Below are 21101 nucleotides of genomic sequence, written 5' to 3'. Positions count from 1 at the left end.
GAAATTTATGCTCAATAAAATCAAACCCTACTTAGGGCCTCTCTATCCGATTGCTGCCGTATTCGTGGTGGGGCTAGTTATCTTTTTTGTCTCTCGTTTAGGACTGGCTATCTGGCATTTTGAACGGGTGAGTGATGCTGGTGGATGGCTGACCATTTTCTTAAGTGGTCTGCGAGTTGATATTGTTTCTCTTTGTTATTTGCTTATTTTACCAGCGTTGTTATCTAGCCTACTGTCTGGCGATCATGCTGTCGGTCGGGTCTGGCATTGGTTTTTACGTGTGTGGATTACTGGCGGTTTGTGGTTGATTGTTTACATGGAAGCAGCAACACCGCCATTTATTATTGAGTACGATCTGCGACCTAATCGAATTTTTATCGAATATCTCATTTATCCCAAAGAAGTTTTCAGTATGCTTTGGAGTGGCTATAAATTTGAGCTTTTCCTTGGTGCCGTAGTTTCCACGTTCACACTTTTTGTCGGTTGGAAATGGAGCAAGCAGCTTGTTTCGAACTTAAGCTTTCCTAAATGGTATTGGCGTCCGCTGATTGCTATTTTTGTTGTGGCTATTGGTATTTTGGGGGCGCGTTCTTCACTGGGACACCGTCCATTAAATCCGGCGATGGTGGCTTTTTCTAGTGACCCTTTGGTGAATGATTTAACGTTAAACTCCTCATTTTCAGCGATTTTTGCTGCCAAACAGATGAAATCTGAAGCGAGTGCTTTCGAGTTTTACCCGAAAATGGATAAGCAGGAGATCGTCCAAGAAATTCGTGCATCCATGAATGTCGACAATAAAGACTTTGTCTCTGCACAACAACCTAGCATGGCAATGCATCAAGCGACCTATCAAGGCCAGCCTAAAAATATCGTAATCCTACTGCTTGAAAGTCACGGTGCACGTTATGTTAGCCGCCTTGGTGGTATCGATGCGTCACCCAATATCGATAAACTGATTGATGAGGGGTGGGCATTCACCCGTTTGTACGCAACGGGAACGCGTTCTGTTCGTGGTATTGAAGCGGTGACCACTGGGTTTTCTCCGACTCCTGCCCGTTCGGTGGTTAAGTTAGGTAAAAGCCAAACGAATTTCTTTTCAATTGCGGATTTATTAAAGTCTCGAAATTACCACACACAATTTATTTACGGTGGTGAAAGCCACTTTGACAATATGAAGAGTTTCTTCTTAGGTAACGGTTTTGTCGATATGCAAGACTTCCCAACTTTTGATTCGCCTAAATATGTTGGTTCATGGGGCGCGTCAGATGAAGATCTCTACAATAAGGCAGATCAGCAATTTACTAAGATGAGTCGTGAAGGTAAACCGTTCTTTAGCTTAGTTTTTAGCTCATCGAACCACAGCCCATTTGAATACCCTGATAACGTGATTGAACCGTATAATGAGCCAAAGCAAACGGTGGAAAATGCGGTGAAATATGCAGACTATGCGCTTGGACAGTTCATTGAAAAAGCGAAAAAGTCACCATATTGGGATAACACGGTGTTTGTTGCTGTGGCAGATCATGATGCTAGAACACAGGGTAATCAGCCTGTACCAGTCGATTACTTTCGAATTCCAGCGGTGATTTTTGGTGGCGGCATTGAACACCGCATTGACGATCGTCTAGTTAGTCAAATTGACCTTGCACCCACACTGCTTTCTTTGGCCGGTATCAGTAGCCAAAACCCAATGATTGGGTTCGATTTAACTCATGATGTTCCTGCTGAGAAGCAGCGAGTAATGATGCAGCGAGATAAAAACTATGGCTATATGACAGCAGACAACCAACTGGTTGTTATTCGGCCTGAGCAAGGTATTTCTACTTATCAATATGATTTTAAATCAGATACCTTGACAGAAAAAGAGTTGGATCCAGAAGTGGTTAAACGTGCCCATGCCAATGCTATGTGGGGAAGCTTAGCGTTTAAAGAAAACTACTACACCGCATCTGATTCATATTGATTATATTTTTATCCACCTACAGCGTTATGCGATAAATCAGTACCCAAAAGTGGCTGAGAAACATAAACTGGTTGGACTTAAACAAGTTTAGCCAGTTTGTGAGACGCAAAATGTTAGAAAAAGAGAACCTGATTAAACTTGCGCGTATGCCAATGCCGTTTGGTAAGTATGCAGGGCGAGCGCTTATCGACTTACCAGAAGAGTATTTGCTGTGGTTTGATAAGAAGGGCTTCCCTGAAGGGGAGCTCGGGCGTTTGCTGCAACTTTGCTTAGCGTTGAAAATTGAAGGATTGGATAGCGTGGTTAAGCCACTAAAGCATATGTGATCTAGTGGCTAACCGCGTTATTTTTTCATCAGTTTGGCGAGATCGGCAAAGGGGTTATAGGTCGCGCTTTGATGATCGTCTAATCTCGCAACAGGCTCAGCGCCAAATCGGTCGTGGTCTGAATATTTAGAGTGCTCATGATCGTGACAATAGAGGCATAAAAGCTCCCAGTTACTGCCATCTTCAGGGTTATTGGTATGATCGTGATCTTTGTGGTGCACAGTTAATTCCCGTAAATTTGAATAAACAAATTCACGCGCGCAATTGCCACACACCCAAGGGTAAAGTTTAAGTGCTTTTTCTCGGTAACCGCTCTCTTTACGAGCATAATTGGCACTTGAACCATAAAAATCTGACGACATGTTAATTCCAACCATTGATTAAAAATACTTTTTCGATATTAAAAACCAAAAATCTGCGCTAATCAAAGTTTGTGTGATTTATTTTAATGCACTCCCTCACACCTTAGCGTAAGTGTCACTTTTACCACTCAATCTCAATCGGCGTGCCTTCTTTGACTAGGCTCAAAAATTCATCCATTTCTGAGTTAGTCAGTGCAATACACCCATTAGTCCAATCAAAACTTTGCACATATTCTGGTCGTTGCTTGTCGCCATTTTTTAGACCATGGATTTTTATATCACCACCGGGATTGATGCTTAAGCGCTGTGCATGCACTTTATCTTGATGATTCGGGTAACTGATATGAATCGAACGATAATAGCCAGAATCATTACTGATAGCTTCAAGATAGTATCGACCTTCTGGGGTACGTTGATCGCCTTCTTGCTGTTTATGTCCTTTGGGTTCTTTACCCAAGGCAATTCGATACTCTTGAATGATCTGCTGTCCCGAGATTAAGTACATGCGACGTTTAGATTTATCCACTTTGACCAGATCAATCTCAGCCGCTGCGCTGTTGAGTGAAAAACATAGAAACAAAAGTAGCCTAAAGTATCGGGTCATAAGCGAGTGTCAGTACTGATAAGGTGGCAAAAAGAGAGACATTATGCAGCGGAAGAATGAACGTGGCTAGTTGTTAATGGTGTCTTGTAAATGAGACAATGCTAAAAATAATAGGGTTAACCATGTAATAAATGGAAACAGAATCTCAAAAATGTAGGTTAACTCTAGGATGTAAAAACATAGAGTGCAAATTTGCGGCCGACTTAACAGTGACTTTCTTAAGAGTTTGATTGCACATGATCTTTTGTCTAATTTTGCAATGAAAATTATTACAATGTCAGGCCGCTCATATGTTTTCTCGTACTTTACTCAAACAGATTTCTTCTGCTCGCAACCACCGTATGCTCGCGGAAGCAACGTTTGATTTTCTTCAAAGTTTCATTTCTCCCAAATCAATGCGGATCTTTCATGCACTAACATTAAACAAGCGCCATGAGTCATTATTTGAGTACAACTTACCGACTGCTCTGCAAAATTATCCAAATACCTTTTGGAATTGGGCCGCACAATTTGACACCTCTGATGGTCTAATTCCACTAGCGATCAACACCTGCAATTGGGACTACCGTAGTGTGATGGGCGGTGAGTCTTATCTTTTTATGTTAGATAACCACCCTGATTTAAGAACCTATTTGCTGCTTGAGGCAATTGATAACGTCAATATTCATGCGAAAACAGAATCCGGAGAGCTCGATTGTTTGCAACTGATTGCGGCTCGTTGGCAATGTCTTCGCGCGGAATCTGAAGCGGCAAAGGAGTTTAAAAATAGAGATATCCGCGAAGCAAAGTATTTGGATGAAATTAAACAGCGCGAAATGTTCATTGATAACATGAAGCTGGTTCATCAATTAGCGATTGAACTGGCTAACCCAGACAATTTAGATGCGCTGCACAGAGCGGCCGTTGATGTAACGAAAACACGCTTAGGATTTGATCGAGCCGCTTTTTTAGTTCTTGATATGAAAAAACGTTGTTTTAGCGGAACTTATGGTACGGATGAAAGCGGAAAAACGGTGAGCGAACACCATACCCAATACGATTTGCACCAGCTAGAAGAAAGTTATTTAAGCGGTCTTTCTGATGATACTAAAAGTTTGGTGCTGATCGACGATGCCCCTCTATACACGGCGGGCAATGTGGTAGGACAAGGGTGGAATGGGATGTTAATCCTACGTGATGGTAATGAAACCATTGGTTGGATCGCGATTGATAACTACATTAATCGACAGCCCATTACTGAATACCAAAAGCAGATGTTGGAATCTTTTGGTTCATTGCTTGCGCAAATTTATATTCGCAAGCGTCAGGAGCAAAATGTTCGCATGTTGCATGCGAGCATGGTTGAACTGTCACGTTGTATGACGGTGAGTGACGTGTGCAAATCGGCGGTCGGCTTTGCGATTAACCGCATGGGTATTGATCGTCTGGCGGTGTTTTTGACCGATAAACACTGCTCGTACATTCAAGGAACGTGGGGAACCGATATCCAAGGCAATATCGTGGATGAATCCTATTTCCGTTCTGGAACCACCAATAATATGATTGTTGATATGGCCAAAGCCAACCCCAATGAGGTGGTGTTTGAAGAGTCAGTCCCTATTTATCATGACAGCAACATTGTTGGTTTTGGCTGGACAGCCATGACCATGCTTACCAACAATGGTGAGCCTATCGCTTTCATTGCTGCGGACAATTTGATCCGCCGCTCACCACTGACTTCACAACTGCGAGAAGTGATCCGCATGTTCGCCTCGAATTTAACCGAAGTATTGATGCGCACCAGTGCTCAGCAGGCGATCAGTGAACTGAATGAGAATTTAGAAATTGAGGTGCGTAACCGTACCTATGAGTTACAAAAAGTGAACGACAAACTGGACTTAATGGCCAAAATGGATCCATTAACTCGCCTTGGAAATCGTCGGATGTTAGCTCATTTATTGGAACGTATCGGTTCGAGAGTACAAACGGAAACCGTAAGTTATGGGTTAATTCTGCTTGATATTGATCACTTTGGTTTATTTAATAATTACTATGGTCACTTGGAAGGGGATATTGCTTTGATTCGTATTGGCCATATTCTCAACCAACATGCTCAGGCAGAGAATGAACTCTTTTGTCGAATTGGTGGTGAAGAATTTATATTGTTGGTGGCCAACCGTGATGCAGCAGAAGTGAAAGCGCTGGCTGAAAGCATACGCTTTAGTATTGAACGAGAGCAGATTGAACATAGTGAGAACCCTGATGGTGACTGCTTAAGTGTCTCGATTGGTTACACTATTGCCCAGTACCTTCCCAGTGAACTTAAGTTTGAGGAGATGTACAGCAAAGCGGATAAGGCACTTTACCAAGCAAAAGATAATGGCAGAAACCAAGTCGTTGGTTACTCTGAGCAAAAGTACCATACTCGAAGTGATAAAGTCGCCGCGCCAAATTCATAGTGTTGGCGCGGCGAGTAATGGCAAGGATAATGAGAACAGCAGATTATTCAGTCTGAGAGGTAATATTCAACCGTTGAAACGACGCGTACTTTTTTGATGTAAGGGGTATTGTTATCACGATCCACAATACTAAATTGTCCCTGTGAAGCACGTTTAATCTTGCCAAGTGAGCTTTGCGAATCTTTGGCAAATTTCTCTGCGACTTCTCTTGCTTGTTTGGTCGCTTCTTCAATCATGTCGGGTTTGATTTCATTGAGTCCAGAAAATGAATAATCAACGCGGTTGTTGTAAGGATCTTGATTAAAAACGATGCCTTGTTTTCCTAAATTGCCGAGCTTATTAATGGCCTCGCGCACTAGGTCAACTTGATTGCTGTACACCGTAATGGTTTGGTTCGCTAAATAACGAAACTCGACTAAATTTTCTCCACCATACTGCTGTGCCTTTTTGTCGATCACCGCTGGCGATGATAGCGAGACACTTTTTTCATCTATGCCTTGCTGAGCTAAAAATGCGGTCACCAGTTGGCTCTGCTTTTCAATCGTGTTGAACATAGTGGGTAAATCATTGTCGGCCACACTAAATTGGATCGGCCAAACAACTGTGTCGGCGGGATATTCTCGCTCTGATAATCCTTTAACGGTCACTACGCGCTCATACTCTTTATATTTCACAGCCGTTTGCTGCACAAAGTAACCGAGGGTTGCGAGCCCGAGTATTAAACTCAAACCGATGATCAATGAAGCGCTACTTTTTATTTGCATGCCTTGTTTTCCTTTTGTTGGCAACAGTCCTCAAACGACTTGAAGTCGCAGCGGTGAGTAGTTTGAATATAACAACACACCTTAGATTTGAGATTGTGATTTCGACAGCCATTTTCGGTTAGAGTTTTGCCAGCGATTCTAACTTTTTATGCTGGCGCTTAGTTTGCTTTTTTTGAATGGCATCAATCATAGAGATTAACGCTGAGCCATCCCAATCACTTTTCTGAGGTGCGTACAAAGTTTTAAGTTGTTGGTTGACTTGTGCATCTAGTGCGGTTTTCTCTTCATCACTTAATACGACTGAATCGCGCCAGAGGGTGAAGTAATAGCTGATTTTGGCACCATCTCGGCTTTGTACCGCTTCTTTTAACTGTTGATATGGGTGGCCTTCAAGCGGTTGATGATGAGCGTTGGTTTCTTGTGTTGCTGTCTGTGGTGCGTTACGAAATGACCAAGCGACTACCATAGTCGCCATCCATAACAGTGCAAAAAATGCGGTAAAGTAGGGCCAGTATCCTGCATCTTTAACGGTGACGGTTTGTACTGTTGGTGGTGTCAGCACAGAGGTGGATGGGTTGAGTAATTCACCTGGCGAAACCTCTAGCTTTAGTCCTTTGGCTTGCGCGCTTTGCTGAGATTCGTTTTTGGTGTCCCACCAACTGACGGTGAGATCCGCTAGATCAACCTTACCGACGGTTTTTGGGATGAGTACTTGTTTTAGCGTCATTTGCACATCGCCATTATCTAAGCTTTTAAACTGAGGCTTTTCAGCATAGAGCCGAATTGAGTCTGGATATTGCACTGAGAGGTTAGGCAACTGCGTCTGCGTAAGGCCTTTCACTGTCAGAATCCATTCACGAGTCAACGATTCACCCACTTTGGTTTTAAAGCTCTCGGCGGTGATGATCTGCCCTGTGGCATCTCGCCACGTTTGGTTGAGTGTTAGTTTTGGTGTAGGTAGCCAAGTGCCTTGATAGATATCTGGTTTCGGCAGTACGGTGAGCGAAAAGGTTTTGGCCGGAATATCGACTTGCAGCAAGCGGGTGCTGCCCGTTTGGTTGTTACCATAGATGAGGCCAGCTTTAAACGCAGGGCCGGATAACGTGAAAGTTCCTGCCTCTTGGGCCGTGACTCTAAATTTTTGGTCTACAACGGTGACTTCAACCCCATCCAATAAGCTTTGGTATTGGTTAGCTTCTCCCTCGGTCGTCAGTTCTAATCCTTGTACAGCGGGTGGCGTAATTTGTGGATTTTGCAGCCTTCTTGGGTCAGCTTTGATGATTAGGCGAGCATTGAGAAAAGTGCTTTCACTCGGGTAGAGTTTGCTACGTTCTAGATCGGCTTGTATTTCAACAAGGTCAGATTGCTTGGGCGCTTCACCACCAGCGATAACTTGAATCGCGATCGGTTGAGTAGTTGCCCCATTGACGCTAAAACTAGGAATGGTCAGTATGCCGAGTTTGTTGGCTGCCAACGATACATTCCATTCACTGCGCGTGCTGCGATCGCCATTGATGATGTTCACCGAAGTACCAAAACTTGGGCGACCGAGAAAAAAATCGTCTTCTAACACCTTAAAGTCGATCGCATCGGTCGATACTTTTTCATCGGCAACAATTCGTAATTGGAATACTTCATTTTTCGCGACCTTATTTTTACTGACGCTGGCGTAAAGTGCAGCCGCGTTAGCGGCCGAGCTCAGTAGAGCAACAGAAACTAGGCTGATAATCGCAGCCCAAAATGAACGCTTGATCGATTTCATACTTACCACTTCTTGCTGTTGTTTTGTGGAGGTTGTGCTTGGTCTTCTTGCCGTTGTCTTGCTTGTAGCAACAATTGTGCTTTGAGTAAGCCGCTAGGATCTCGTGCACTTTCGACTTGTTCTAGCTTGCGAAGTTGCGGGTCAACAGTTTGGCTATCGCCTTGCTGTTGCGATTGCTTCTGTGTTTGCTGCTCAAAGGCTTCTTTGTCACTGACCTCATCTTCGTTGTTCATTGATTCATTTGTTTGAGTCGTTTCAGTCGGTTGTTGAGAGGCCGGCGATTCATCCGCCGTGTTGGCCTTGGATCGCTCACCTTGCTCATCTTTACTTTGTGCCGATTGAGGCGAAGACTGAGAGCCGTCGTTCTGCGGTGAGTTATCGCTTTGTTTGTCAGATTTATCTTCTGTTTGTTCGCCGTTTTTATTCTGCGCATTATTTTTATTTTCCGACCGATTTTGATCTTGATTTGGATCGGAAGGCTCACCAGACTGTTGCTGTTGCTGTTGCTGTTGCTGTTGCTGTTGCTGTTGCTGTTGCTGTTGCTGTTGCTGTTGCTGTTGCTGCGCTTTTTTTACGATTTCCAAATTATGCTGAGCATCTTTATGGTTTGGGTCGCGTTTTAACACCTCTTCATACAAGGTTTGGGCCTTTTCCAATTCTCCATTTTGCGCGTAGGCGTTGGCCAAGTTGTATTGCACTCGCACACTGTCTTGTGGCAGTTGAGAGAGGGTCTCCACCGCTGCCTGATATTCTCCAGCCTGATATTGAGCGATGCCTTTCCACTCTAAGTCTGTAAATTGTTCACTGGCCGCTTGATACTCCTTTGCATCAAACGCTTTTTTGGCTTGTTGATTGCTATTTAGCCAAGGTGAAGCCTGTACACTATTGCTGTGCAGTGTAGGGATGAAGAGCAGTAACAAAGAAAAAATGACGCCACGGCGAAACAAAAGCAAACACGGGATAATGAGGAGCAGCACTAACCAATAGCCATTGTTAACGCGCTCTTTCACCATTTGTTGGCTCTTGGTTGTACTGTGTGGCTGTTCGTTTTGGTCTAGCTTAGCGAGCATTGCGACATCGCTATTGTCTAAGCTGATTGGCGTAAATAATCCATTTATATTCTGCGCGAGCGACTGCATATTGGCAAAGTTGGTCTTGGCCACCACAGTCTGCCCTTGTGCATTTTTCAGTAAGCTACCATCGCTGAGCGTAATGGGTGCCCCCGCTTGGGTACCAATGCCTAAGATCACCAATTTCCAACGCGTATTGGTAAGCTGTGTTTCAATCTGAGCTTGCTCTTGTGAGCCGATGTCATCGGTCAATAACACAATGTCACCTTGTGCAAGGCCGGCATTTTTCATCATGTCGATGGCTAATTGAACCGCGCGAGCCGCATCTGCGCCGGGGTAGGGCATAATATCGGGCGATAGATTGGGCACTAAGTTGCTTAGGGTTGCGGTGTCGGTGGTTAATGGGCTAACGGTATAGGCATCACCAGCATAGGCGACAAGCCCTGTACTACCTTCTTGCCATTGTGTGAGTAAGTCGAGCGCTTTATAACGCGCTTGCGTTAAGCGGTTGGGTTTTATATCAGTAGCGTACATCGATAGTGACATGTCCATCACTAATACGCGCGCGTTACTATTGCTGTAACTGGGGCGTGTTTGAGATTCAAAACTCGGACCAGCTAGCGCCAGTACTGCGAGCAGCCAACTGACGCTGATGATCACAATGGCCGCGTTATGCTTTTTATCGCTCAAACCCATTGCCTTAGCCAGATGAGGTGCTATCAAAGAGTGTCGTTTGGCACGCAACGTGAACCAGCCCAGCAGCAGTGCTAAGGGGAATAGTGCGGTTAACCACCAAGGTGTAAGAAAAACAAACTCAGACATGATTTCTCCTTAGTAGCGCTAAGAGTACAGAAAGCGCGAGCGCCATCGCCAACGGATAACCAAACCATTCGCTTTGTGGACGCCAAGTTTGGCTTGCTTGGCTTATTGGTTCTAATTGATTAATGGTGTCGTATATTTTGGCAAGATCTTGGCTATTTCGTGCGCGAAAATATTGGCCACCAGTCATGGTCGCTATTTGTGTTAACGTCTTCTCATCTAAATCTTCCGCGGTATTGATTTTTCGAGTCATAAAAAACTCTTTGACCATCATTTCGCCAGCGCCAACACCGACTGTGTAAATGGTGGCATTGTATTTTTGGGCAATTTTCGCAGCTTCGATTGGGTCGAGCACGCCAGCAGTATTGCTGCCGTCGCTGAGTAAAATCATCACCCGCTGTGGGGCATCACTATCGATAAACGTTTTGGTCGCAAGCCCAATCCCTTCACCAATGGCGGTTTGGGTGCCGATCAGCTTAAGGACGGCTTGATTAAGCTGCTGGCGAATGGTGTTTCTATCCAGAGTCAACGGCGTTTGTAGATAGGCGTGATCGGCAAATAAGACTAACCCAAGGCGATCACCTTCGCGCTTGTCAATAAAATCAGAGAGCACATTTTTAACGGCGCTCAAACGATCAATGTACTGATCGCCAAGCAGCATATCTTCTTGGCTCATGGAGTAAGAGAGGTCAACCACCAGCATCAGATCTCGGTGTTTGGGCTGAGCAATAACCGGGTCGCCAAACCACACTGGACGGGCTGCGGCGATCAATACTAAGCACCAAATAGCGCTTGCAATGATTTTAGCGATGATCTGGTTTGGTGCTTGACGCTGATTATCTTTAGGAAGGTAGGGCAGGTGAATCGCTGCCCTTTCTTTTGCTGGTGGTAAGAATCGATAAACGACCAGCGGGAGTGGCAGCAGACATAGCATCCACCACCACAATAACTCTATATTTGCCAAAGCCTAGCTATCTCCGTTTTTTAGGCGGCAAAGCATCATTAACCCATTGATAGCAGTGATTAATCAGCTCTTGACTGTTTTCTGTTTTCTGCTTTTGGTATAACGCTTGCTGCCACAATGTTTCATTGGGAACAAAAAGAGGGTAAGAAATTTGTGAATCTAAAAAGGTGTACCACTCTTTGCCGGTAAGATGTGCGATTTCCATACGAGGGTAGTAACAAAGCGCGGCTTGACGAAGTAGCTCAATCGCTGAAGAAGGAGTTAAATGCCCAAATTGGGGGTTGAGTAAACGCAGCGCCGTTTTTTTCGGGGCTAAGCGTTTACGACGCCAACGAATGGCTAACACCAGAATCAGCAGACAGAGCAGTATGCCCGCCGCGCTTGCCCACCATCCCCAAGCCAAGGGAAACCAAGAGGGTAGCTCAGGCAGTTGCATCGCGCTTAAATCTAAAAGTGTAGCTATTGATGATTCCTTCATTCTTTATATCCGGATAGTTGTTGCAACAAAGGTTTCTCACTAGAGAGTGAGGTATAAGAAATTGCCATAGTTTGACTCAATGATTTTAGTTTTTCTTTTTGAGATTCAAAGGCTTTTTTTAACCCTAAGCGCGTACTATTTTTCGAAAAGTTGAGCCAGCTCGTCTGTTGGTCATCGGTTACGCGTTCTACACCGCGAAATTGGGTCTCTCCTTGCTCTAATGGATCGTAAATGTGCACAATTTTTACACGATTATGTCTCTGCAATTGGTTGAGTATTGGTTGTAATGTGGCATTGAAATGGACGAAGTCACTGATCAAAATCACTTCACTGCCTTTAGGGCACAAACGATTCAACGCAGTTAGGCCGCGCTGCATGCTGTGTGATTTCGTTTTATCAAGCTCCAGCAGCTGTTGGTTTTGTAGTGTCACCAACTGTTGCAACAGCTGTAATGGCCCTTTTTGGCGGCTAGTCGGTTTTAACTCAACCAGTGTCGAACCAGTATCAATCACCGCGCCCACTCGGTCCTTGTTGGCAATGCTTAACCAACTGAGCAAGCTTGCCATGTGCGCCGCTTGCACTGATTTGAGCATTAACTGCGATCCAAACTGCATAGAGCGGCTCAGATCAACGTAAAGAATGACGGGTTTTTCTCGTTCTTCACTGAACAGTTTGGTATGAGGTTTTCCCGTACGCGCAGTAACGCGCCAGTCGATGGTCCGAATATCATCTCCTGCTTGGTATTGCCTGACCTCAGCAAAGTCCATTCCTCGGCCGAGTTGCTTGCTCTGATGCTGCCCCAATACTTGCGCCCATAAACTTTTAGCAGGTGGCAGCCAGCGAATAGCGTGCTGCTTGTAAGGCAACAGTTCAGCCAATGAAAGTGTGACACCCGTACTAAACGGTGGAAGTGACTCTTGCATAGTAAACCTTAGTCTTAGTGCTAAGCACTACCAACCAGTGAAAGTAAGTGAGTGATAACTTGGTTGGGATGCACGCCCTCAGCCTGTGCTTGGTAGCTCAATAATAGCCGGTGGCGCAAAACCGGAAATACCATCGCTTGAACATCTTCAGGGCTGACAAAATCACGCCCACTGAGCCATGCATGAGCGCGAGCGCATCGATCAAGCGCGATGGTTGCTCGCGGGCTGACGCCCATCTCTAGCCATTGTGCCAACGTGGCATCGTAGTCTGCGGGTTTACGCGTTGCCATGATCAGGCGAATAATATATTGCTCAATAGGTTCGGCCATGTGAATGTTCAGCACCGCTTGCCGAGCACTGAAAATATCGCTTTGGCTTAATGTTGGCGGAGAGACTTTCTCAATTCCCTGCGCTTCCCCGCGGTTCAAACGTAAAATGGCGAGTTCATTTTCAGCGTCTGGATAATCAACATTTAAATGCAATAAAAAACGATCCAACTGCGCTTCGGGTAGAGGATAAGTACCCTCTTGCTCGATAGGGTTTTGGGTAGCCATCACTAAAAAAAGTTCAGGTAATGGGTAGGTTTTTCGACCTGCCGTGATCTGTTTTTCGGCCATCGCCTCGAGCATCGCAGCTTGTACTTTGGCTGGAGCGCGGTTGATTTCATCAGCCAATACTAATGAGTTAAAAATCGGGCCCGCTTGAAATGTGAACTCACCTGTTTCAGGGCGGAAGATATCGGTACCGGTTAAATCGGCGGGGAGCAGATCAGGCGTAAATTGGATTCGATGAAAATCACCTTCTATGCAATCGGCGAGTGATTTCACGGCACGGGTTTTTGCAAGGCCAGGAGGCCCCTCGACCAAAATGTGCCCATCAGCAAGAAGTGCAACTAATAACTGTTTAACCAAACCTGTCTGGCCTATGACTTGCTGATTTAAATAGTGTTGTAGTGATTGAAATGCGTGCGATGGCATTGAATGGGTCTCCTGCTGTTTTGCTGAATTAGTAATTTATTGATTCGAAAAGTTCCATGAAAAGTGTGATACATCAACTGATTGGCGAATTATTATCCATTTGGCGAAACGAAAGAATGTTTGGTCACCATACTCGACTATGCTTAGGAACAACCACTGTTGGCCATGATCACATTCTACGTGAAGATAAATCGATTCTATCAATAAATTTCTCAAGAGAGAGGGTTTGTTGCCGATACAAAAAAGTTATTCATGACAAGCCAATAATAAAGAGCGCAAATAATGTTCAAACTTAATTCGATGAGTATTAAGCAAAAGGTTGTATTAGGAATTACGTTCGCGGTACTCGCTTCGACGGTTATCGTTGGTGTAATGGCGCAGCGTCAAGCACGAGAGGTACTGGAGCACCGATTAATTGATATCGAACTTCCCTCGTTACTTGATCAAATCAGTAGCCAGATAGATCGAGAAGTATCGCAATTGCTCTTTTCTGCTGAGCAACTAGCCAATAATGAATTCATCAAGCAAGCCGTTCAGACGACCGATATTAATGCTGACGCTGAGGCGATGCTGATTAAGCAGCTCAATAATGTACGCGATCAATATTCGTTAAATGATGCTTCTGTGGCTAACCGAAAAACGGCGTATTACTGGAACCAAAATGGTTTTTTGCGTCAGCTTAATCAACAGCAAGATGGCTGGTTTTTTGGTTTTACGCAATCGGGACAAAAGACTATGGTCAGTATGTTCCAAGAGGCAAGTGGCGAAGTGAAAATGTTTGCCAACTATCAAAATGTCAGTGGCGATACGATGTCTGGTTTGTCGAAATCAATGGATGACATGGTGAACCTGCTCAATGGATTTAAAATCGAGGATACAGGTTTTGTCTTTTTGACCAACTCGAAAGGGGAAGTGCAAATCCATCGCCAAAAAGAGAAAGCTAAAGCCTCATTAACACAATTGTACGGCTCAAACGCAAACCAACTATTGAATAAAAGCCGCTTCAACCTGATTTCGACAACCTATCAAAACCAAGATGTTTTTGTCGCTAGTGTCTACGTGAAATCGATGGACTGGTTTGTGATTGGTTCAGTACCTGTGTCGGAAGTCTTCGCCGAATTAAATGCCGTTGCGCAAAAAATGTTGTTCACAACCTTAGCTGTGGCGGGTTTGTTTATTTTGATGGGCCTTTTTCTGGCCAATAGTATTGCCAACCCAATTAAACAGATTGCACAACGCTTTACCGATTTAGGTAAAGGCGATGGTGATTTATCGCAACGGATTGAGGTATTGGGCCGCGATGAAATCGCTCAATTATCAGCGGGCTTCAACGGTTTTATTGAGAAGATTCATCAATCGATGAAAGAAGTTGCTTCTACCAGCCATGCGTTGCAGTCGGCGGCGGGTCGGGTGTCGGAAAAATCGACGCGTACTCATGACAATAGCCAAGAACAGCGTGACCAAACTATACAAGTGGTGGCGGCGATCAATCAAATGGGGGCCACTATCAGTGAAATTGCTTCTAACGCGGCGACGGCAGCTGAAACAGCAAATCACGCGGCTGATAACACTGAAGTGGGGCGCGAAGTGGTCAGTAAAGCCAAAGATGCCATCAGTCGTTTAGCAGCGGATATCGAAAATACGGGTAAAGTGGTGGAGCAGCTAGCATCGACCACTCAAGATATTGGCTCTATTTTAGGTGTTATCCGTGGTATTTCTGAACAAACCAACTTGCTGGCATTAAACGCTGCAATTGAAGCGGCGAGAGCTGGGGAGCAAGGTCGAGGTTTTGCTGTGGTGGCAGACGAAGTACGCAATTTGGCCAGCCGCACGGCCTCTTCAACGGAAGAAATTCAAAAGATGATCAATCAATTACAAAACGATGTAAAAGATGCGGTCTCGGCGATGTCTTCTGGTAAGGCTGTTACACAGGAAGGGGTTGACGCTTCCGATGAAGCGGTGAACGTTTTAGTGAATATTTCAAACAGGATCCACGATATTTCCGATCGGAACACTCAGGTTGCCACGGCGACTGAAGAGCAATCAACGGTGGTGCACACAATCAATCAAAATATTGAAGAGATCAACGCCATCAATGAAGTGACCACCAGCACAGCAGAAGAGTTGGCAGAAGCGAGCCAAGAGCTGCGTGATCTGTCTGGCCGTTTAGATAAAATGGTGGGTAGCTTTAAGCTCTAGAATCATGAGGGGGAAATCGGTACACTTCCCCCATTACGTTTATGTTTAGGTAAGTAAAATGAGTGATTTCGAAAAAGAGTTAGCACAATTGTCGCAACAGGTGGCGGGTGAACCTGAAGTGAAACTGCCTTCGTTGGAAGAACAAAAAGCGATTGTGGCTGAGCTTAAGCAGCTAGAAGCGGAAGGCAAGCTGACGCCAGAAGTGCTGGAAAAGCATTTTGGACAGTTCTTTACAGAAACGGATACTCCCGTCCATTAATTCAAACCCACTTTATTTAATTTAGAGCACACAAGTTTATTTAGAGCACATAATAGTATTTAGAGTACACAATAGTATTTAGGGCACACAGTAGTGGTGCCCTTTTTTATCAGAAAACGTTATTGAGTCATAGGAAGCTGTTGCGCGATATCTTCGAGTGCCTGTTGAAGGATCTCTGTCGTTTGCGCGCCTGAGATAAGATGGCGTTGCTCAATGATCAAGGCTGGCACAGCTTGAATTCCTGCCTCTAACCACTGTTGCTCTGTGACAGAAACGGTTTTCGCCCACGACTCATCAGTTAAAACTGCGCGGCAGATTTCTCTGTCTAAACCAAGGCTCTGTACTAGGTCGAGCAATACATCATCGTCATCTAAGGCTTGCCCGAAAGTGAAATAAGCACGAAATAGTGCCATTTCCAGCTCTAATTGTTTTCCTTGGCTATTCGCCCACATTAATAATTGATGCGCTTTACGGGTATTATAAATACGCATGTCGTCACTAAAGTTGAATTGAAAGCCGACTTCTTGCCCTAGGGCGCTGAGGGTTTGGCGTGCTTGTAAACTTGCTTCTATCGACGTGCCATATTTTTTGGCTAAATGTTGCTGTAGGTGTTCACCACCTATAGGCATAGCAGGGTTGAGTTCAAAAGGGTGCCAATGGATGTCTGCATCGATCGTATCGCTGAGAGCCAGCAGCGCTTGCTCTAACCGCTTATAGCCAATGATGCACCAAGGGCAGACAACATCTGACACGATATCAATGCGTAGTTTTTTCATTTTCTTCCCTACCGCGATTGGCAATTCACTGACCTTAATTATAGCGAGATTATCAGCATAAACTGTGACTTGTTGTGTAGCCCTTTGGAAAGCTAGGCGCTTTTTTATCGCTCTACGCCTTTTCTCTCATACAAACAATATTGCAATAAGGCTGATGGAATTGCTGAAACGCTCTCTATACTCTAAAAACGTTAAATGCAGAGAATTAAACTGCGCTTTGAGAAACAAGTGACGTATTGTGAGGTTTCGCCTCTTTCAACTTGTGAGTTAACCATGATGAACAGGGACATTGACGTATGACAAATGTTCAACCAACCGATGTGATTTTGCATGCTTTTGATTGGCCGTATCGTTTAGTCGCTGAGCGTGCAGAGCAAATTTTCCAACTGGGTTATAAAACGGTGTTGATTTCACCGCCGATGAAATCGTTCAAAACCGCTCAAGGTACAAAATGGTGGCAACGTTACCAGCCGCAAGATTATCGCATCATTGATAATCAACTGGGCAATACCCATGATTTTAAACAGATGGTTGAAACCTTAACCGCATTAGGCTTGCGAATTTATGCCGATGTAGTGTTCAACCATATGGCCAACGAATCCAAATTGCGTTTGGATTTACAATACCCGAGCGCACAAGACTTAGCTTCCTACCAGAATAAAAGCGATGAGTACCAAGCGTTGCGCCTCTTTGGTGATCTGACCCAGCCACTCTTTGATAAAGATGACTTTGTGGAAGCGTTTGGCATAAAAGATTGGAAGGATCGTTGGCAAGTGCAAAATGGCCGCATTACTGGAGGGGCGCATGATCCGGGCCTACCCACGTTGCGTGATAATGAACATGTGGTTGTACAACAACAGGCTTATTTAAGGGCGTTGAAAGCGTTAGGAGTCAAAGGATTTCGAATTGATGCTGCTAAGCATATGTCTATTGAGCATTTGAAGAAAGTATGGGCCGATGACATTACGCAAGGCATGCATATTTTTGGCGAGATCATTACTGATGGCGGTGCAACCAAAGAAGAGTACCAACTTTTTCTCGAGCCTTATCTGCAAGAAACAAAGTTGGGTGCTTATGATTTTCCACTATTTCAAACGGTATACGATGCGTTACAAACAAAAGGTAGCCTGAAATGGCTGATTGACCCTTATTGTTTTGGTCAGGCGCTTTCCAACAACCGAGCGATTACGTTCACCATTACGCATGATATCCCCAACAACGCTGTGTTTGCCGACCTCGTCATGGATGAAGCCTTAGAAAATATCGCCTACAGCTACATTCTTGGTCGCGATGGGGGAGTGCCATTAATTTACACTGATTTAAACACCAGTGGCATTCTGAACCATGCTGGTCTTCCGCGCTGGCAAGAGGCATGGTGTTCGCCACAAATGGCGGCGTGTATTGCTTTTCATAATAAAATGCATGCGTTGCCAATGAAAACGCTAGAAGCGAGTGATGACTTGTTAGTGTTCAGCCGCGGTAAGGAAGGGATAGTGGTTTTGAACAAATCTCAACGCAGTCAGCGCGTTGAAATTGATTGGGCAAATCCAATGCTAGAATTGTTTACGAAGCAGCAGTATCAACCCAATAACCAAAAGATTGTCATGGATATCGCCGCTCGCTCTAGCGCGATGCTTTGTCGGCTATCAAATGATGGTGAATAAAACGGTGAGTCGTTAGAAAAGTAAAGGCGCGTAATCAGCGCCTTTACTGGTCTACCCAGTTGCTGCGGTAGAGGATTAAACGATAAATTTATTCAATATAGCATCTTGCTCTCTGATATTTTCGGTTTGAGCTTGCATGGCGATATTGGCATTGTCAGCAGCGTCTGCAACTTGAACGGAAAGATCTTTGATCTTAACCGTGTTGTTGTTGATCTCTTCTGCTACCAAGCTTTGTTCTTCGGCTGCCGAAGCTATTTGGATATTCATATCACTAATTTGCTGAATAGCATCGCGGATTTTCAGCAGAGCATTATTCGCTTCTTCGGCACGATTGACCGCCTCAGCTGCCGTTGTTTTACTCTGATTCATCGCATTGGCAACAGAAGTAGCGCTCGACTGCAACTTCTCAATCATATTACGGATCTCCGTCGTGGATTGCTGCGTTCTTTGCGCCAGCGTACGCACTTCGTCTGCAACGACCGCAAAGCCTCGGCCTGACTCTCCAGCCCGAGCCGCCTCTATCGCTGCGTTTAGTGCCAGCAAGTTGGTTTGGTCGGCAATGTCGTTGATCACTTTCAAAATGGTTTCGATGTTTGCCGTTGCATTTTCTAGTGCACTTACCTCTGTTACTGCTTCATCAATACGCGTCGAAAGATTATCAATCGCTTGAGTGGTTTGGGTCACAACATTGGTACCAAATTCTGTCGCATCATCAGCATCTTTTGCCGCCGACGCCGCGCCTTGCGCGTTGTTGGCGACATCGCCAGAAGTGGTGGCCATCTCATGCATGGCTGTGGCTAATTGCTCAAGTTCATGGAGTTGATCACGCATCGCTTCGGCCGATTCTTGCAACCCCATCGAGGTCATTTCCGAACCGCGTAAAATTTCTGAACCGATGGCTTTAGACTGGGTAATTTGTTGTTGTAAGGCTTCAGTAAAGGTATTGAAACCGACCGCTAATACCGAGAATTCTTTATCCGTGTCGGTGGCTAAGCGTTGGGTTAAGTCACCACTACCAGAGGCAACGTTCTGTATTGCATTATTGAGTGCATCAAGCGGTTTCATCAACAGACGGATAAGCACAAGCAGTATCGCAATACTGAAGACTAAAGCGATTAACGTATAGATGATCGAACTGTTGCGCAGTGTTGCTAAAGACGCATAGGCGATCTCTTCATCCAAAACGACACCGACGTACCAGTCCTCTCCAGGGACTTTTGAAAAATCGAGTGTGTAGTGTTTGCCATCGATCAGCACTTGTTTAGGCTCTTCGGCGATAACGGCATTGCCTAAGTATTCTTTCATTGGCTTGCCGTTCATCTCTGCTCGGGGGTGGGCTATGGTTGTGCCGTCGGATGAAACAATAAACACATAGCCTGCATCAAATAATTTTACGGTGTTGACCAATTCTGCTAACCCAGCAAGGCTAACATCGTAGAAAATGGCGCCGATAAATTTGCCGTTATCTTTAACTGGGGTAGCAATAGACACCAATATTTCATTAGTGGCAGAGTCGGCGTAAGGCGCAGTAATAATCAGTTTGTCGGCATTTTTTGCATCAATATACCAAGGGCGCACGCGTGGATTCCATGATGCGCCTGGGTTCCAAGTAGGATCATTACTGATGTAAGAGCCATCACTCTCAAAACCGACCCCAGCCAGTAAAAAAGTTTGTTTGACAATCGGCCTTGTGATGACCTTAGACATACTTTCTCGGTTAATGTCGACTTCCAACATGCTGGTGGCGTAAGCGGCAATGGCCTTGCGGCTATTGATCTCTGCACCAGCTGTATTGCTAACCCCATCCACTATTTCAGTTACACTCGCTTCAACTTGTGACTTCACTTCTTTTTGGACGGTGAAGTATTGTTGTATCGTCAGCAGAGTAACGGTGACCAACAGCAGCAAAGATGACGCCGCGACGATCTTATGGCTGAATTTCATGGCAATCCCTTCCATCAATAAATATTAATATTATTAATAAATGTATAGTTAGGGATTAATCATTCAGCCAGTAAACAATCCATTTTTAAGCGAAAAATTACAAATTTCGCCCGAGAACTAAAAGCGCAAGTTGCTGGCACTCTTGTTCATTTCCTTGGAAAAGCTCATCGACGATTTGATTCAGCTTGATGCCAGACAGTTTGCGCTTTTGTGCCTCACGAACACGTAGTGCTATTTGACATTCAATTGGTAGCTCACTTACTTGATGTGGTTGCCACGCTGATAGCTTTTCGCTGAAGTTGTTTAACGATAATTTAGGTTTAAAATGCGTGGCTTCACTTTTTAGTACATGAAGAAGGTGCGAATAAATTTCATCGTTAGGTTGACACTGACTCAGGTGATCACAAGCGGCTTGGCTCAGTTCAGATAAGGTGACGTAACCCGCTTGATGGGAAAAATCGGCGGTTAAACGTACTGAAAAATCGACACGCTGCCACTGCGTATTAGGAAAAATAGTCAGCGAGCATAAACAGTCAAAAGGGATCCAAAAACTCTGCTTTGCTTCAACTGAATATTCATGTTTGCCAAGTTTACACAGTACTAATCCGCTCATTACTCGAATCAAACTGTGTTTGATGACTTTCTTGCGAGGGGTGACAACTAAGTTAGCAGACAGTAAGGCTTCAAATTGAATCGCGTAGTTCATGGTACTTCTCACTGATTTTGGGGCGCTAAGAGTACCTTGTCTCACAGAAAATGCCAAATATGCGAACTAAAATCACCTTATTCTGGTCCGACCTTAGTGAATC

At 44.7% G+C, this 21101-nt stretch carries 18 protein-coding genes; 6 read left to right on the top strand and 12 right to left on the bottom strand.

Annotation, left to right across the window (positions count from 1 at the left end):
• Positions 1–7 precede the first annotated feature (7 nt).
• Together AACQ75_RS09470 and AACQ75_RS09465 are read left to right on the top strand one after the other, a co-directional pair.
• Positions 8–1963, top strand: a complete 1956-nt coding sequence (locus AACQ75_RS09470) for an LTA synthase family protein (RefSeq protein WP_038170427.1) — start codon at positions 8–10, stop codon at positions 1961–1963.
• Positions 1964–2073: 110 nt separating this feature from the next.
• Positions 2074–2289: a DUF3820 family protein gene (locus tag AACQ75_RS09465; protein ID WP_026028377.1), complete on the top strand. Its 216-nt coding sequence runs from the start codon at positions 2074–2076 to the stop codon at positions 2287–2289.
• A gap of 17 nt (positions 2290–2306) precedes the next feature.
• Here the strand turns inward: AACQ75_RS09465 and AACQ75_RS09460 are convergent, their stop codons facing one another.
• Positions 2307–2651, bottom strand: a complete 345-nt coding sequence (locus AACQ75_RS09460) for a YajD family HNH nuclease (protein WP_010318547.1) — start codon at positions 2649–2651, stop codon at positions 2307–2309.
• Between the two features lie 121 nt (positions 2652–2772).
• On the bottom strand, positions 2773–3255 hold the full coding sequence (locus tag AACQ75_RS09455; RefSeq protein ID WP_088733472.1) for a L,D-transpeptidase family protein: 483 nt from the start codon (positions 3253–3255) through the stop codon (positions 2773–2775).
• Between the two features lie 290 nt (positions 3256–3545).
• Here AACQ75_RS09455 and AACQ75_RS09450 point away from each other — a divergent pair, with 290 nt between their 5' ends.
• Positions 3546–5693, top strand: a complete 2148-nt coding sequence (locus AACQ75_RS09450; RefSeq protein ID WP_170888546.1) for a GGDEF domain-containing protein — start codon at positions 3546–3548, stop codon at positions 5691–5693.
• A 47-nt stretch (positions 5694–5740) separates the two neighbouring features.
• Here the strand turns inward: AACQ75_RS09450 and AACQ75_RS09445 are convergent, their stop codons facing one another.
• The 7 genes from AACQ75_RS09445 to AACQ75_RS09415 all read right to left on the bottom strand — a co-directional run bounded on the left by AACQ75_RS09445 (position 5741) and on the right by AACQ75_RS09415 (position 13450).
• Entirely contained in the window at positions 5741–6457 is a 717-nt protein-coding gene (locus AACQ75_RS09445) for an SIMPL domain-containing protein (RefSeq protein WP_026027736.1), read from the bottom strand.
• Positions 6458–6575: 118 nt separating this feature from the next.
• The gene (locus tag AACQ75_RS09440) at positions 6576–8228 is read right to left on the bottom strand and encodes a BatD family protein (RefSeq protein WP_170888545.1); all 1653 of its coding nucleotides are present in this window, start codon (positions 8226–8228) and stop codon (positions 6576–6578) included.
• Entirely contained in the window at positions 8222–10111 is a 1890-nt protein-coding gene (locus AACQ75_RS09435) for a vWA domain-containing protein (protein ID WP_170888544.1), read from the bottom strand. The genes AACQ75_RS09440 and AACQ75_RS09435 overlap by 7 nt, the downstream gene beginning before the upstream one ends.
• A complete protein-coding gene (locus AACQ75_RS09430; RefSeq protein ID WP_170888543.1) occupies positions 10104–11072 on the bottom strand; it encodes a vWA domain-containing protein in 969 nt (322 codons plus the stop codon). Before AACQ75_RS09430 ends, AACQ75_RS09435 begins: the two co-directional genes overlap by 8 nt.
• Positions 11073–11079: 7 nt before the next feature.
• A complete protein-coding gene (locus AACQ75_RS09425; protein WP_013867999.1) occupies positions 11080–11550 on the bottom strand; it encodes a DUF4381 domain-containing protein in 471 nt (156 codons plus the stop codon).
• Entirely contained in the window at positions 11547–12473 is a 927-nt protein-coding gene (locus AACQ75_RS09420) for a DUF58 domain-containing protein (RefSeq protein WP_017048975.1), read from the bottom strand. Before AACQ75_RS09420 ends, AACQ75_RS09425 begins: the two co-directional genes overlap by 4 nt.
• Before the next feature lie 20 nt (positions 12474–12493).
• Positions 12494–13450, bottom strand: coding sequence for an AAA family ATPase (locus AACQ75_RS09415; protein ID WP_064626305.1), 957 nt, complete (start codon positions 13448–13450; stop codon positions 12494–12496).
• A 282-nt stretch (positions 13451–13732) separates the two neighbouring features.
• Between AACQ75_RS09415 and AACQ75_RS09410 the strand changes: the two genes are divergently transcribed.
• Positions 13733–15649: a methyl-accepting chemotaxis protein gene (locus AACQ75_RS09410; RefSeq protein ID WP_170888542.1), complete on the top strand. Its 1917-nt coding sequence runs from the start codon at positions 13733–13735 to the stop codon at positions 15647–15649.
• 58 nt (positions 15650–15707) lie between these two features.
• Positions 15708–15908: a restriction endonuclease subunit S gene (locus AACQ75_RS09405; protein ID WP_013867995.1), complete on the top strand. Its 201-nt coding sequence runs from the start codon at positions 15708–15710 to the stop codon at positions 15906–15908.
• Between the two features lie 119 nt (positions 15909–16027).
• Here the strand turns inward: AACQ75_RS09405 and AACQ75_RS09400 are convergent, their stop codons facing one another.
• Positions 16028–16708 carry a DsbA family oxidoreductase gene (locus AACQ75_RS09400; protein WP_013867994.1) on the bottom strand — a complete coding sequence of 227 codons (681 nt, stop codon included), beginning with the start codon at positions 16706–16708 and terminating at the stop codon, positions 16028–16030.
• A 272-nt stretch (positions 16709–16980) separates the two neighbouring features.
• Between AACQ75_RS09400 and AACQ75_RS09395 the strand changes: the two genes are divergently transcribed.
• A complete protein-coding gene (locus AACQ75_RS09395) occupies positions 16981–18348 on the top strand; it encodes an alpha-amylase family protein (RefSeq protein ID WP_088733463.1) in 1368 nt (455 codons plus the stop codon).
• Positions 18349–18423: 75 nt separating this feature from the next.
• Here the strand turns inward: AACQ75_RS09395 and AACQ75_RS09390 are convergent, their stop codons facing one another.
• Positions 18424–20292: a methyl-accepting chemotaxis protein gene (locus AACQ75_RS09390; protein ID WP_026028379.1), complete on the bottom strand. Its 1869-nt coding sequence runs from the start codon at positions 20290–20292 to the stop codon at positions 18424–18426.
• Between the two features lie 97 nt (positions 20293–20389).
• Positions 20390–20998 (bottom strand): hypothetical protein, encoded by a 609-nt coding sequence (locus AACQ75_RS09385; protein WP_017043337.1) that lies wholly within the window; start codon positions 20996–20998, stop codon positions 20390–20392.
• Between the last annotated feature and the right edge of the window lie 103 nt (positions 20999–21101).

The sequence above is a fragment of the Vibrio sp. B1-2 genome, assembly GCF_963888445.1.
In the GTDB taxonomy this organism is placed as follows: Bacteria; Pseudomonadota; Gammaproteobacteria; order Enterobacterales; family Vibrionaceae; genus Vibrio; species Vibrio anguillarum.
Note: the sequence above shows the minus strand (reverse complement) of the source record. Positions and strands in the feature narration are given on the sequence as shown.

Excerpts from the sequence above, each read along its gene's own strand:
- AACQ75_RS09470 (WP_038170427.1), top strand. The coding sequence starts at position 8 with ATGCTCAATAAAATCAAACCCTACTTAGGGCCTCTCTATCCGATTGCT.
- AACQ75_RS09465 (WP_026028377.1), top strand. The coding sequence starts at position 2,074 with ATGTTAGAAAAAGAGAACCTGATTAAACTTGCGCGTATGCCAATGCCG.
- AACQ75_RS09460 (WP_010318547.1), bottom strand. The coding sequence starts at position 2,651 with ATGTCGTCAGATTTTTATGGTTCAAGTGCCAATTATGCTCGTAAAGAG.
- AACQ75_RS09455 (WP_088733472.1), bottom strand. The coding sequence starts at position 3,255 with ATGACCCGATACTTTAGGCTACTTTTGTTTCTATGTTTTTCACTCAAC.
- AACQ75_RS09450 (WP_170888546.1), top strand. The coding sequence starts at position 3,546 with ATGTTTTCTCGTACTTTACTCAAACAGATTTCTTCTGCTCGCAACCAC.
- AACQ75_RS09445 (WP_026027736.1), bottom strand. The coding sequence starts at position 6,457 with ATGCAAATAAAAAGTAGCGCTTCATTGATCATCGGTTTGAGTTTAATA.
- AACQ75_RS09435 (WP_170888544.1), bottom strand. The coding sequence starts at position 10,111 with ATGTCTGAGTTTGTTTTTCTTACACCTTGGTGGTTAACCGCACTATTC.
- AACQ75_RS09425 (WP_013867999.1), bottom strand. The coding sequence starts at position 11,550 with ATGAAGGAATCATCAATAGCTACACTTTTAGATTTAAGCGCGATGCAA.
- AACQ75_RS09420 (WP_017048975.1), bottom strand. The coding sequence starts at position 12,473 with ATGCAAGAGTCACTTCCACCGTTTAGTACGGGTGTCACACTTTCATTG.
- AACQ75_RS09415 (WP_064626305.1), bottom strand. The coding sequence starts at position 13,450 with ATGCCATCGCACGCATTTCAATCACTACAACACTATTTAAATCAGCAA.
- AACQ75_RS09410 (WP_170888542.1), top strand. The coding sequence starts at position 13,733 with ATGTTCAAACTTAATTCGATGAGTATTAAGCAAAAGGTTGTATTAGGA.
- AACQ75_RS09405 (WP_013867995.1), top strand. The coding sequence starts at position 15,708 with ATGAGTGATTTCGAAAAAGAGTTAGCACAATTGTCGCAACAGGTGGCG.
- AACQ75_RS09395 (WP_088733463.1), top strand. The coding sequence starts at position 16,981 with ATGACAAATGTTCAACCAACCGATGTGATTTTGCATGCTTTTGATTGG.
- AACQ75_RS09390 (WP_026028379.1), bottom strand. The coding sequence starts at position 20,292 with ATGAAATTCAGCCATAAGATCGTCGCGGCGTCATCTTTGCTGCTGTTG.
- AACQ75_RS09385 (WP_017043337.1), bottom strand. The coding sequence starts at position 20,998 with ATGAACTACGCGATTCAATTTGAAGCCTTACTGTCTGCTAACTTAGTT.